Below are 12,818 nucleotides of genomic sequence, written 5' to 3' on the forward strand. Positions count from 1 at the left end.
AATCTGAGCCAGGATCAAACTCTTTCGTTTAATCACTGTTACTACTTAATTGCGCTCGCTTGCTTAAAACTCAGAATCAACAAGTGTGTACTTGTTACTTCTGTCTTAAGTGCGAGTGCTGGTCAAACCAAGCACTCACACTCATCGGCTGTAGATTGTTAAAGATCGTTGCCCTGACGCTGCAAACTTCGCTAAACTTGTCGTTTCGCTTCGTTTCTTTCGCTGCGTCAGCAGCAGAGAGGCCGAACTATACGGCCCGAACCCGACCCCGTCAACACCCCGCCACACAAAATCGCCACTCAGTTCGATAAGCTACTGATTTGCAACAACACAAAGAGCAGGCCAGCGAAGCCAACTCTCACACTCTCAGCAATCAAACCAGCAACCTGCACTCCCAACAGCATACGGATGCATGCTTCATCAGCAAACAAGCCCGCAACTGCGGGCTTGTTTTGGTAATCCACGGCGCCTTTACTGCTTGCCAAGGTCGCGAGCGGTAAAGAAAGCATCCGAGTAAAACTCGTCTTCGGGCAAGCCCCGCGCAACAAAATGCTTGAAGGCGGACTCAACCATGATCGGTGCACCGCAGGCATACACCTGGTGATGCGCAAGGGTACCGAAGTCCTCCAGCACCACTTCATGCAGAAAGCCGGTGCGGCCCTGCCACTGGTCTTCGGGCCTCGGCTCGGAGAGCACCGGAATGAAGGTGAAGTTGGCATGCTCCTGCTGCCATTGCCCGGGCAATTGCGGCATATAGAGATCCGCCAGCGAGCGAGCCCCCCAGTACAGAATGATTTCGCGCCGGATGCCCTTGTTGAAAGCGTGCTCAAGCATGCCCTTGATCGGCGCGAAGCCGGTACCAGTCGCCAGCAGGATGATGGGCTTGTCACTTTCTTCGCGCAGGAAGAAGGAGCCCAGCGGGCCAGTGAAGCGGTAGATTTCCTTCTCCTGCATCTCGTTCCAGACGTAACTGGAAAACTCGCCGCCCGGCACGTTGCGGATGTGGAGTTCAAGGAATTCGGCATTGTGCGGCGGGTTGGCGATCGAGAAACTGCGTTTCTTGCCGCTCTTGGTATGAATGTCGATGTACTGGCCGGCAAGGAATTGCAGGCGTTCGGTGGTCGGCAGCTTCAAGGTCAGGACTGCGACGTCGTGCGAGACCTTGTCGATCTTCTGCACACGACAGGGCAACGTCTTGATCTGGATGTCCTTGGTGGCGGCGACTTCGCGGCACTCGATACTGACATCGGTTTCCGGATGCGCACAGCAGAACAGCGACCAGCCATGTTCGGCCTCGAATTTCGAGAGCGCCGAATCGGAGTGACTGTCATGCCGCACCGTACCCGACAGCAGCTTGCCCTTGCAGGCGCCACACGCACCATTCTTGCAGCCGTAGGGCATATTGAAGCCGCTGCGCATGGCGGCATCCAGAATGGTTTCGCCCTCGCGGACATCAATTTGCTGGCCGGATGGCTCGATGGTAAGTTGTTTGCTCATGCGGAAAATCCGTTCTCTTGTTCAATGACACCCTGGCTTGCAGGACGAAGCAGCGATGCGAAAAAAACGATTACTGATCATTGGCTGCGGCGATGTAATGCAGCGCGCCCTGCCCTGGCTGACCCGGCGCTTCCACGTCTATGCTCTGGTGCGCAATCCCGCACAGGCTGACAGGCTGCGTGCACTGGGCGTGCGTCCCGTTGCCGGCGACCTGGATAAGCCCGACTCGCTGAGTCGCCTGGCCGGCATCGCCGAGCTGCTGCTGCACTCTGCACCGCCACCGCCCGGCGGCACGACCGATCCGCGCACGCGGCGGCTGTGCGCTGCACTGTCGCGGCCGCGCCATAAAAATATGGTAACACAGCCCCCGCAGGCCGCCGTTTACATCAGCACCAGCGGGGTATATGGCGACTGTGCCGGCGCATGGGTCAGCGAGCATCGCCCCACCCGCCCGGAATCGCCGCGCGCGCAGCGGCGGGTCAGTGCCGAACGCCAGCTGCGCGACTGGGCGCAGCGCTGTGGCTGCCGGCTGGCCATTCTGCGCGCCCCCGGCATTTATGCGGCCGACCGCCTGCCCATCGACCGCTTGCGCCAGGGAACCCCCGTGCCACTGGCCAGCGAAGACGGTTTCAGCAATCACATTCACGCCGATGATCTGGCAATGGCCAGTTGCCTGGCGCTGCTGCGCGGCCGTCCCCTGCGGATCTATCACGCCAGCGATGACCAGCCGCAAGCCACCGGCGACTGGCTCAGCGCCGTCGCCCGGGCCTGCGGCCTGCCTGTGCCGCCGCGACTGGCGCGCGCCGAATTGCAGCAGGCAGTCGGCCCTTCGCTGTGGTCTTTCCTGCGCGAATCGCGCCGGCTGGACAACCGCCGTCTGCGGGAAGAATTGCGGCTGCGCTTGCGCTACCCGGAGACCGATAGCCTGCTGAACATGCTGAGCACAGAATGAAACAGGGGTATTGCCCGTCAGCCCTTTTACAAAAAAGGCTGACGGGCAATACCCCTGCACCTTGGCAAAGCAGCCTTATTTTTTCTTGCTGGCAACCTCGGCCTTGGCTTCATTGAGCAGACGCTCGATAACATCGGCCGGAACGGCGCCGGCCACCATGCGGCCATTTTCAAAGATCAGCGCCGGCGTGCCGGTGATGCCCAGCGACTCACCCAGCTTCAGGTTCCTGGCCACCGGGTTTTCGCACTCGCCCTTGTTCTCGGCCAGCTTGTCCTTGAACATGAAATCCTTCCAGGCTGCGGCGCGATCCTCCGCGCACCAGATCAGGCGGGACTTGCGCTCGGCATCCGGGTGGATGGAGAGCGGGAAGAGGAAGGTATAGATCGTCACATTGTCGGTCTGCGCCAGGCTTTGCTGCTCCAGGCGCTTGCAGAACGGGCAATCCGGGTCGGAGAACACCACCAGCTTGCGCGAACCGTCACCACGCACTTCCTTGACTGCATCGGCCAGCGGCAGCTTGCTGAAATCGGTCACCGACAGCTCGGCCTCGCGCTCGCGGGTGATGCTGGTGCGCTTGGCCACGTTCACCAGATCGCCCTGCAGGATGTACTCGCCCTTGGCATCGCTGTAGAGGATTTCGCGCTTGTCGATGATGACCTCGAAAATGCCCTTGATCGGCGTCTTGTTCACGGCGGTCACTTCGCGGCCGATGCTCTTGCTGAGCTTGGCTTTCAGATCGGCCGGCGGCGCGCTGCTGTCGGCAGCGGCCGAGCAGCCAGTAGCGGTCAGGGCGCCGGCCAGCATCAGGGCCGCGGCGAGTTGCTTCGGTTTGAACATGCTTTCCATCTCCGTTCAGGCATCCATGGCATGGCGGATCAGCTGGCGCTTGAGCCAGGGCAGGCGATTGGTCAGCGCCAGACCCCAGTTGCGCAAGTCCCCCAGTACCGGGTGATCGTTATTGAATAGTTTTTGCAGGCCATGGCACACGCCCTGCATCAGATAAACCGCTTCGCGCCGGTCACGTTCGTAACGTCGCAAGACAAGATAGTCACCGGCCCGCTCGGGAAGTTCCGCAGTAAGGATACCAGCAAGCGTGGCCACATCGCCAAAGCCAAGATTCACGCCCTGACCGGCGAGCGGATGCACCGTATGGGCGGCATCGCCGACCAGCGCCACGCGCGAGCGCACGATTTCCGGCACATGATTGAGGCGCAGCGGGAAAGCCTGAGCGGGCGTGATCACCGCCAACTGGCCCAGTTCATGATTGCCCGCTGCGGCAACGCGCTGCGCCAGCTCTTCGGCCGGCAAGGCCAGCAGCGCGTCTTTTTCTGCGGCCGAGCACGACCACACCATGGACATGCGCGCGCCGGGCAGCGGTAGCCAGGCAAGAATGCCATCCTTGCGGAACCATTGCCGGGCCAGGCCATGGTGCGGCTTGCCGGTGTTGAAATTGGCCACCACGCCAAATTGCTGATAGGGCAGTGTCAGCGGATCGATGGCGAGCTGGCGGCGCACCCAGGAATTCGCGCCATCGGCACCGACAATCAGCCGCGCATGCAGGCAACGGCCATCGGCGAGCGTCAGCGCAGCGCGGTGGGCATCAATCTGCAGCGCCTGCGCCTGGACCGCCGTAATCAGCGTGACATTGGGCGCCTCGCGCAGCTTCTGCCAGAGCACTGCCTGCAGATGGCGGTTTTCCACGATGTGCGTCAGCGTTTCGCAACCTGCTTCCAGCGCATCGAAATCCAGCCTGGCGCCGGTGCGATCACCGCGAATGCGCATGCCGCTGACCGGCGCCAGCCGCGCGGGGTCCAGCGCTTGCCAGGCGCCGATGCGCGTCAGCAAGGCCTGACTGGCGCGACTGATGGCATAGACCCGCGCGTCCCAGTCTTCCGGCGGGCAGGCCGGCGGCTCGGCCGTTTCCAGTACGGCGACCTCCAGCGCGCTGTGGCGCAGGGCCAGCGCCAGCGCGGCGCCGACCAGTCCGCCGCCGACAATGATCACGTCAAAATCGCTGTGTTTCATGGTTGCGCAGTGTAGCAGTCTCGCCGGCCGCTGTGCGCGGCAGAAAGCTGACAAATATCTTTCATTATTGCTGCTAGTCTGTAACCATGCTGCTGCCCTTCCTCTTGCGCATCGCCGCCTTCGCCGCCGGTATCCTGCTGCTGCACCAGCAGGCAAGCCTGCCGGCCTGGCAGGACAACCTGCGCTGGCTGATCCCCATTCTTGCCCTGCTGGCCTGGCGGCGCAGCCGGCCGCTTGCCGTGCTGCTGCTGTGCCTGCTGCTCGGCTTTGCCTGGGCCTGCGAGCAGGCACGCTGGCGGCTGGCCGAGCGCCTGCCCATGACCCAGGCGGGCAGCGTGCGCACCGTGGATGGCCATATCAGCGATTTGCCGCAAGCCACGCAACATGGCCAGCGCTTCCTCTTCCGGATCAGCCCCGCCGTTGCCGACCTGCCCGAGCTCATCCAGGTGCGCTGGTATGGCCAGCCGCCACCGCTGGCCGCCGGCCAGTCCTGGCGACTCACGCTGCGGCTGCGACCGCCGCATGGCAGCCAGAATCCCGGGGCCTTCGATACGGAAGCCTGGCTCCTGCAGCAGGGCATCGGCGCCAGCGCCACGGTGCGCCACGGCGAACGCCTGACAGACCGCAGCTGGCATGCCCCGGTGAACCGCCTGCGCGAGGCCCTGCGCGAGCATTTGCGCCGGCAGCTGGGTGATGCGCCCTATCGCGGCATCGTCATTGCGCTGGTCATGGGTGACCAGGGCGGCATTCCACCCGAGCAATGGCAACGTTTTGCCGATACCGGCATCACGCATCTGGTCAGCATTTCCGGCCTGCACATCACCCTGCTGGCGGCGCTCGCCGCCACACTGGTGCGGCGCGGCTGGCGGTGTTCGGCCTGGCTGTGTGCGCGCTATGCGGCGCCACGCGCCGGATTACTTGCAGGGGTATTGGTGGCCATCCTTTACAGCACATTGGCCGGGATGAGCATACCCACCCAGCGCACCTTGCTGATGCTGCTCGTGGCGGCCTGGGGCTTGTGGCGGATACGCCCCTTGCCGGCCAGCGCCGTCTGGGCGACGGCACTGGGGCTGGTACTGCTGCTGGACCCCTTTGCCGTGCTGAGCCCCGGCTTCTGGCTCTCTTTCATGGCCGTGGGCGCGCTGCTGTGGGCCGGCAGCCGCGGCCTGGGGCCCGCGCCGCGCTGGCGCGACTGGGCGCTGTCACAATGGGCGGCAACACTGGCAACCGCCCCATTATTGCTGCTGTGGTTCGGCCAGCTACCTCTGTACTCGCCGCTGGCCAACGCGTTTGCCATTCCGCTGGTGAGCATGCTGGTCACGCCACTGGCGCTACTGGGTGCCATCGAGCCCAGCGGTACGCTGCTCTGGCTGGCCGAGCGGCTGCTGGCCGGCATGGACTGGCTGCTGATGCAGATTGCCGGCTGGCCTGGTGCAACGCACGCCTGGAGCATCCCGCCAGCCTGGGCCCTGCTGCCGGCGGCAGCCGGCATCGCCCTGCTGCTGGCGCCACGCGGCCTGCCGGCGCGCTGGCTGGGCGGTTTCGGTCTGTTACCCGCACTGGCCGGCAGCCCGCAGCCCACGCCGGAACACGCCGCCTATCGCGTCATCGTGCTCGATGTCGGACAGGGGCTGGCCGTGCTGGTGCAAACCCGCAACCAGACTGTGCTGTTCGATACCGGGCCGGCGGGCAGCGAGCGCAGCATCCAGGCCGTCTTGCGGCAGCAAGGCATGCCGACGCCGCAGACGCTGGTGCTGTCCCACAATGATAATGATCACGTGGGCGCGGCCCAGTCCTGGCTGGCGCGCCAGCCCCCTGCCCGCCTGTGGCACGGCCTGCCGGCCAGTCATGCGCTGCTGCAGGGGCAAATGGCGCAGCCCTGTGCCGCAGGCACCGGCTGGCGGCACGATGGCGTGGACTTTCGCTGGCTGTGGCCACCCGCCGGCTTTCAGGGCAGCGACAACGCCGGCAGCTGCGTGCTGCTGATCGACAATGGCCGGCAGCGCGTGCTGATCCCCGCCGACATCGGCCAGCGCGAGGAAAGCCGGCTGCTTGATGGCCCACTGCCTGACGTGGACGTGCTGCTGGCGGGACACCATGGCAGCAAGACCTCGTCGGGCGCGGACTGGATCGCCCGGCTGGCGCCCGAGCATGTCGTCTATTCGGCCGGCTTCCTGAACCGCTTTCGCCACCCGCATCCGGACACGCTGGCGCGCTTTGCCGCACAGGGCAGCCAGCCCTGGCTGACCGCCAGCCGGGGCGCCATCCTGATCGACGCGGATGACCACCTGCGCATCAGCGCCTGGCGCGCCTTGCGGCCGCGCTACTGGTACACTGCCGGCGATTGCGCCACCACGCCGGACTGCCCGCCATGATCACCCTTGCCGCCCTCTATCATTACCCGCTGAAATCCGGCCGCGCCCGCGCACTGACACGCGCAGCGATCAGCCCGGCCGGACTGGAACACGACCGGCACTGGATGGTGGCGGACGCTGACGGGCGTTTCATCACCGGGCGCGAATGCCCGCAGCTGGTGCTGGTGGACGCCACTCCCGCGGCGGACGGCATCCGCTTTGCCGCACCGGGCATGCCGCCGCTGCAGGTCAGCCGCCAGGGCATGACGGTCGCGCAAGGCAGCGAAGTCTGGGGCACGACATTTACGGCCTGGCAGGGTGCCGCACACGCCAATGCCTGGTTCAGCGAATACCTGCAACGCGACGTGCGCCTGCTGTGGATCGGCGCTGCGCCGGCACGGCGCGTCAGGCACGAAGCAGGGATTCCGCTGGGCTTTGCCGACGGCTATCCGCTGCTGATCATCAGTCAGGCCGCGCTGAAAACACTGAACGCCGACATCGGCCGCCCGCTGCCCATGCTGCGTTTCCGGCCGAATCTGGTGCTGGCTGGCTGCGAGCCGCACGCCGAAGACCACTGGCAGCGCATCCGCATCGGCACACTGGAGATCGAACTGGTCAAGCTCTGCACGCGCTGCGTGTTCACTACCATCGACCCGGACACCGCGCTGAAAGACCCGGAACAGCAACCGCTGCGCACGCTGGCGAAAACCCGGCGCCAGGACAAGGACGTGATCTTCGGCATGAATGCACTGACGCGCAGCAGCGGCGAACTGCAGATCGGCATGCCGGTGGAAATACTCGCCTGAGCTAGCGACCGCAAGACCCCAAGGCCATGGCAAAAAAAGCCCAGCGCAGAGATAAACCAGCGTGGTTTTGTTCTGCCTCGGCTTCCTGGCCTCTCAGCGCTGGATGGGTTTGCTGTGTATGCCTTGCCATTCGCAAATGACATGGGGTATCGCCATGAAGCCCTTAATCCAAAAAGGCTGCAGGGCAATACCCAACAAGCAAACCTGATTAGGCCGCTACCTCGGTAAAGAAAAATGCGTCATTCCCGCGAAAGCGGGAATCGGGCGGCAATGCCTGTTCAAGCGGCGCTCTGGATGCCGGCTTTGACCGCGGGGAATCCCCATGGGATGCCGGCATGACGAGTTGCTGAGCTGGCTAACTAATCAGGGAAGCAAACCCTGAAACAATCAGTCGCGGCGCACGCGGGCGATGACGCAGTTGCCGCGCCCCTGGTATTCAAGTTCGTCAAAGGACATCATCTTCGCCATCGAAATGCCGCGACCATGCGGGTCAAAGGCGCGGTCCGGCGAGAATTGCAGATACGGCTGCCAGTCAAAGCCCTCGCCTTCGTCTTCGATGCGGATGCTGACGAACTCCTCGTCGGTTTCCAGCCACACGCGCACCTGGCGCCTGGCAAATTGCGGATCGCGCAAGCGGTTTTCCACTTCTTCCTGCCAGCGCCCGCTTTGCAGCAGCCGCGTCTTGTCACTGTAGCGAATGGCCAGATTGCCATGCTCGACGGCATTGACCAGCAATTCAGAAATGCCCATCGCCACGCGCTGCGGCTCCGGGCAGGTTTGCGAGAGCATCAGCGTGAGCTGGCGCGCCTCTTCCAGCGAACGAAACACGAATTCGCCGCGCTGCAGCATGCGATAGGCATCGACCTGCTCGGCAATCTGCCTTTCCAGCAGCAGGCGTTCGTGGTGAAAGCTCACCGCCGCCGACACGATGGCCAGCAGCATTTCGCGCTGGAATGGTTTGATCAGGTAGTAATACGCGCCGGCCGCCAGGCCTTCCTGCACATTCTCGGCGGCGCCAACCGCGGTCTGCATGATGACCGGCACATGCTGCAGATCGGCGCGCTGCTTGATGCGGGCCAGCAACTCCATGCCGTTCATGCGCGGCATCATCCGGTCGAGCAGGATGGCGTCAAAGCCCTGCTCGTCGTGCGTGAGGATTTCCCAGCCGGCCAGGCCGTCTTCGGCTAGCACCACATCGTAGCCGGCATCCTGCAAATGCTCGGACAGGATTTCCAGATTGAACGGCTCGTCATCGACAACGAGCACGCGGCCCAGCGACTCAGGCATCACGGTCATGCGGAGTTCCCTTTTAAAGCAACTTCAAGCAACTTCAAACGATTGCAAGCCAGGTCAAGCGCTGATCTGCGGCGCACGCGACCGGCATTCAGCGCGCGGCGGCGGCCAGTTCAGCGTACAGCGCGGCAAATTCCTGCGCCAGCTTGTGACGGGCATCGAGCGCAACCAGTGGGGCGGCGGCCTCGTGCGATTCACGCACCTTCACCGAGCTGGACAGGCGGCTTTGCAGCACCGGCAGGCCCTGTTCCTCCAGCTCGGTCACCAGTCGCAGCGGCAGGCTGGCGCGCGGCTGGAACTGATTGACGACGATGCCTTCGATTTCCAGCTTGCCATTGTGATCCTGACGGATTTCCTCGACTCGCGCCATCAGGCCCAGCAACGCATCGCGCGAGAAGGAATCGCAATCGAAGGGAATCAGGCAGCCGGTGGCGGCGATCAGCGCCGAGAGCGTGAAGAAATTCAGCGCCGGCGGCGTATCGATATACACCTCGTCATACTCGCCGGCCAGCTCGCCCAGCGTCTCGCGCAATTTGTAGATCTTGTAGCGCGCTTCCAGCTTGGTTTGCTGCTCGGCGATCAGCGGGCTGGAGGGCAGCACATCCAGGCCTTCATGCGGCGTGGGGTGGATGAATTCGCGCGCCGGCTTGGCATACAGGCTGAAGTTCAGCACCTGCTCGAAAAAATCGGCCAGATTGGGGCTGGCTGTTCTGGCCGCCTCGCCCAGCAGGTAGTGGGAGGCATTGCCCTGCGGGTCCAGATCCAGCACCAGCACGCGCTTGCCGCTCTTCGCAGCGACCGCAGCGAGATTGACCGCAATCGTCGATTTGCCAACGCCGCCTTTCTGGTTGAAAACCACGCGCACATGCATGTCATCACTCCCTGTCCTTGTTATCAGCGCAATATAGCATGGCCCGCCTGACGGCAGTCATCAGCCTGGAAACCCTGTGGCGCGCAGGGATACTTGAAGCCGTCACAAACGCCCCCATGTAGCGTTCACCTGTTTTAAACCAGACCATTTTTCCGCACGGAGTTAAACATGGCCAAGGAAACACTCGGCTTTCAGGCAGAAGTGAAGCAGCTGCTGCAACTGATGATCCACTCGCTGTATTCCAACAAGGAAATCGCGCTGCGCGAGCTGATCTCGAATGCCTCTGACGCCTGTGACAAACTGCGCTTCGAGGCGCTCAACCATGCGTCCCTCTATGAAAACGACGGCGAACTCGCCATTGCCGTGTCCTTCAACAAGGACGCCCGCACGCTGACCATTTCTGACAACGGCATCGGCATGAGCCGTGAGGAAGTCATCAGCAATATCGGCACCATCGCCCGCTCGGGCACCAAGGAATTCTTCAGCCAGCTTTCCGGCGATGCGAAAAAGGATGCCAATCTGATCGGCCAGTTCGGCGTGGGCTTCTATTCGGCCTTCATCATCGCCGACCGCGTCACGCTGACCACCCGCCGCGCCGGCGCGCCGGCCAGCGAAGCGGTGCGCTGGGAATCGGCGGCCGATGGCGAATTCACCATCGAAGCGGTGGAAAAGGCCGGCCGCGGCACCGAAATCGTGCTGCACCTGAAGGAAGGCGAAGACGAGCTGCTGTCCGACTGGCGCCTGCGCTCCATCATCAAGAAATACTCGGATCACATCACCCTGCCGATCCGCATGCAGAAAGCGCCGGGTTACGACAAGGACGGCAACGTTGAAATCTCCGACGAGATCGAAACGGTCAACCAGGCCAATGCGCTGTGGGCGCGCAGCAAGTCGGACATTAGCGACGAGCAGTACACCGAGTTCTACAAGCACGTCGCACACGATTTCGAAGACCCGCTGGCCTGGAGCCACGCCAAGGTCGAAGGCCGCCAGGAATACACCGAGCTGCTGTATATCCCGGCACGCGCGCCGTTCGACCTCTACGACCGCGAGCGCCGCCATGGCGTGAAGCTGTACGTGAAGCGCGTTTTCATCATGGAAGACAGCGACAAGCTGATGCCGCAGTACCTGCGCTTCGTGCGTGGCGTGATCGACTCCGCCGATCTGCCGCTCAACGTCAGCCGTGAAATCCTGCAGCACAGCAAGGACATCGAGCAGATCAAGTCCGGCTGCGTGAAGAAGGTGCTGGGCCTGCTGGAAAGCATGGCGAGCTCGGACGAGCAGGCCGAAAAGGACAAATACGCCAAGTTCTGGCAGGAATTCGGCCGCGTGCTGAAGGAAGGCGTGGGCGAGGATTTTGCGAACAAGGACAAGATCGCCGGCCTGCTGCGCTTTGCCTCGACCCACCTCGACACCAGCGAGGAAGTCGTCAGCCTGGCGGACTACATCGGCCGCATGAAGGAAGGCCAGGAGGTAATCTATTACATCACCGCCGACTCCTTCGCCGCCGCGCAGCACAGCCCGCACCTCGAAGTGTTCCGCAAGAAGGGCATCGAAGTACTGCTGCTGGGCGACCGTGTTGACGAGTGGGTGGTATCCAGCCTGCACGAGTTTGACGGCAAGAAGCTGCAATCGGTCGCCAAGGGCGAGCTGGATCTCTCTAAGTTCGAGGACGAGGAAGAGAAGAAGCAGCAGGAAGCCGCCGCCACGGAAATGAAGGATGTCGTGGAAAAGGTGAAGGAAGTGCTGGCCGACAAGGTCAAGGACGTGCGCATCACCCACCGCCTGACCGACTCCGCCGCGTGCATTGTGGTGGACAACGCCGACATGAGCGCGAACCTGGAGCGTCTCTTGAAATCCGCCGGCCAGGACGTGAAGGGCGCCAAGCCGATTCTGGAGCTGAACCCCGAGCACCTGCTGGTCAAGAAGCTCAAGAGCGAAATCGCCAGCGCGCGTTTCCACGACTGGACCGAGCTGCTGTTCGATCAGGCACAGCTGTCGGAAGGCGCCCAGCTCGACGACCCGGCCGCGTTTGTGAAGCGCCTCAACAGCCTGATGCTGAGCATGGCGTAATACATGACGATGTATTGACCTGCAGCCATTCAAGACTATTGGCCGCAGGCATATACCCAGAAAGCCGGCCTTAGGCCGGTTTTCTTTTGCAGTCTGCCATTCAGCGTCTTTGGCGCGGCCTGGTTCCGAGCATCTTTCACGACCTTTCCACCTGCTGCAAAAAGAGCATGAACGAAATGGGCTGGCTGCCTGCGCGATCTCTGCAGCCATGCCGGCAATCCGCTCTTGCAGCGGCGTGGCCTTCCGTGCCGGCTTGTCCCGGCAAGCCAGCCGGTTATACTGCCCACCTTTCTGCCCCTTGCCGGCCCGGCCCCACATGAGCGTCACGCAAAAAAACAACCCGCAACACGGTATCACGCTGGAGCGCATGCTGCTTGATCTGGTGGACCATTTCGGCTGGAAGGAACTCGCCCGCCAGATTCCCATCCAGTGCTTCTACAATGAGCCCTCGATCAAATCCAGCCTGAAATTCCTGCGCCGCACACCGTGGGCGCGCGCCAGGGTCGAGGAGCTGGATGCCAGACTGCGTCAGGCCGCGCAGGACGCCGCTGACGACTGATTCTATTTCACCGAGCAGAAATCCTGATCAGAAATCCTGTTCAGCAAGCCATCATGCCGGCGTCCCATAGGGATTCCCTTGTATCTCGCAGTACTTGGCGGTTAGCTTCCGCCAATCGGGAGAAGGACAGCTTGTGGATTCCCTTAAGGTTCAAACCTTGTATCGCAGATCAAGCCCTTCTCCCACCTCTTCGCCAGCCTGAACACTGAACGGTAGCCAAGGGCCCAGACCCTGCATGCACAAGGCAAGTGGGTGAAGTTGGCAAACGCAATCACTGGAAACAAGCATGATCTATCTCGGTATCGATGTCGCCAAGGCCAAACTGGATTGCGCCCTTCTGCGTGATCCGCACAAGACCGCCTGCAAATCCAAGGTCTTTCCCAATACC

General features: G+C 62.7%; 11 protein-coding genes. 5 read left to right on the forward strand and 6 right to left on the reverse strand.

The features are described from left to right. Positions 1-299 precede the first annotated feature (299 nt). Both C515_RS24405 and C515_RS0115865 read right to left on the reverse strand, forming a co-directional pair. Entirely contained in the window at positions 300-464 is a 165-nt protein-coding gene (locus C515_RS24405; protein ID WP_211234083.1) for a hypothetical protein, read from the reverse strand. Between the two features lie 7 nt (positions 465-471). Then, a complete protein-coding gene (locus C515_RS0115865) occupies positions 472-1,497 on the reverse strand; it encodes a CDP-6-deoxy-delta-3,4-glucoseen reductase (protein WP_028456319.1) in 1,026 nt (341 codons plus the stop codon). 97 nt (positions 1,498-1,594) lie between these two features. Here C515_RS0115865 and C515_RS0115870 point away from each other — a divergent pair, with 97 nt between their 5' ends. Further along, the gene (locus C515_RS0115870; RefSeq protein ID WP_245575044.1) at positions 1,595-2,449 is read left to right on the forward strand and encodes an NAD-dependent epimerase/dehydratase family protein; all 855 of its coding nucleotides are present in this window, start codon (positions 1,595-1,597) and stop codon (positions 2,447-2,449) included. A 75-nt stretch (positions 2,450-2,524) separates the two neighbouring features. Here C515_RS0115870 and C515_RS0115875 read toward each other — a convergent pair whose 3' ends face one another. Beyond that, entirely contained in the window at positions 2,525-3,286 is a 762-nt protein-coding gene (locus C515_RS0115875; protein ID WP_028456321.1) for a DsbC family protein, read from the reverse strand. A gap of 15 nt (positions 3,287-3,301) precedes the next feature. Further along, positions 3,302-4,474 carry a UbiH/UbiF family hydroxylase gene (locus C515_RS0115880; protein ID WP_028456322.1) on the reverse strand — a complete coding sequence of 391 codons (1,173 nt, stop codon included), beginning with the start codon at positions 4,472-4,474 and terminating at the stop codon, positions 3,302-3,304. Between the two features lie 86 nt (positions 4,475-4,560). On the opposite strand from C515_RS0115880, the gene C515_RS21540 reads away from it, so the two are divergent. Continuing rightward, a complete protein-coding gene (locus tag C515_RS21540; RefSeq protein ID WP_051305027.1) occupies positions 4,561-6,849 on the forward strand; it encodes a DNA internalization-related competence protein ComEC/Rec2 in 2,289 nt (762 codons plus the stop codon). Next, positions 6,846-7,634 carry an MOSC domain-containing protein gene (locus tag C515_RS0115890; protein WP_028456323.1) on the forward strand — a complete coding sequence of 263 codons (789 nt, stop codon included), beginning with the start codon at positions 6,846-6,848 and terminating at the stop codon, positions 7,632-7,634. Before C515_RS21540 ends, C515_RS0115890 begins: the two co-directional genes overlap by 4 nt. A 387-nt stretch (positions 7,635-8,021) precedes the next feature. Here the strand turns inward: C515_RS0115890 and C515_RS0115895 are convergent, their stop codons facing one another. Further along, positions 8,022-8,930 carry a response regulator gene (locus C515_RS0115895; protein ID WP_245575045.1) on the reverse strand — a complete coding sequence of 303 codons (909 nt, stop codon included), beginning with the start codon at positions 8,928-8,930 and terminating at the stop codon, positions 8,022-8,024. An 88-nt stretch (positions 8,931-9,018) separates the two neighbouring features. Next, the gene (locus C515_RS0115900) at positions 9,019-9,798 is read right to left on the reverse strand and encodes a ParA family protein (protein WP_028456325.1); all 780 of its coding nucleotides are present in this window, start codon (positions 9,796-9,798) and stop codon (positions 9,019-9,021) included. A gap of 168 nt (positions 9,799-9,966) precedes the next feature. Between C515_RS0115900 and htpG the strand changes: the two genes are divergently transcribed. Further along, a complete protein-coding gene (htpG, locus tag C515_RS0115905) occupies positions 9,967-11,871 on the forward strand; it encodes a molecular chaperone HtpG (protein ID WP_028456326.1) in 1,905 nt (634 codons plus the stop codon). Positions 11,872-12,187: 316 nt separating this feature from the next. After that, positions 12,188-12,430: a VF530 family protein gene (locus C515_RS0115910; RefSeq protein WP_028456327.1), complete on the forward strand. Its 243-nt coding sequence runs from the start codon at positions 12,188-12,190 to the stop codon at positions 12,428-12,430. Positions 12,431-12,818 lie beyond the last annotated feature (388 nt).

It is taken from the genome of Chitinilyticum litopenaei DSM 21440, assembly GCF_000428145.1.
GTDB lineage: Bacteria > Pseudomonadota > Gammaproteobacteria > Burkholderiales > Chitinibacteraceae > Chitinilyticum > Chitinilyticum litopenaei.

Bases quoted from the DNA above. Each gene is read 5' to 3' on its own strand.
- C515_RS0115865 (WP_028456319.1), bottom strand. From the start codon at position 1,497: ATGAGCAAACAACTTACCATCGAGCCATCCGGCCAGCAAATTGATGTC.
- C515_RS0115870 (WP_245575044.1), top strand. From the start codon at position 1,595: ATGCAGCGCGCCCTGCCCTGGCTGACCCGGCGCTTCCACGTCTATGCT.
- C515_RS0115875 (WP_028456321.1), bottom strand. From the start codon at position 3,286: ATGTTCAAACCGAAGCAACTCGCCGCGGCCCTGATGCTGGCCGGCGCC.
- C515_RS0115880 (WP_028456322.1), bottom strand. From the start codon at position 4,474: ATGAAACACAGCGATTTTGACGTGATCATTGTCGGCGGCGGACTGGTC.
- C515_RS21540 (WP_051305027.1), top strand. From the start codon at position 4,561: ATGCTGCTGCCCTTCCTCTTGCGCATCGCCGCCTTCGCCGCCGGTATC.
- C515_RS0115890 (WP_028456323.1), top strand. From the start codon at position 6,846: ATGATCACCCTTGCCGCCCTCTATCATTACCCGCTGAAATCCGGCCGC.
- C515_RS0115895 (WP_245575045.1), bottom strand. From the start codon at position 8,930: ATGACCGTGATGCCTGAGTCGCTGGGCCGCGTGCTCGTTGTCGATGAC.
- C515_RS0115900 (WP_028456325.1), bottom strand. From the start codon at position 9,798: ATGCATGTGCGCGTGGTTTTCAACCAGAAAGGCGGCGTTGGCAAATCG.
- htpG (WP_028456326.1), top strand. From the start codon at position 9,967: ATGGCCAAGGAAACACTCGGCTTTCAGGCAGAAGTGAAGCAGCTGCTG.
- C515_RS0115910 (WP_028456327.1), top strand. From the start codon at position 12,188: ATGAGCGTCACGCAAAAAAACAACCCGCAACACGGTATCACGCTGGAG.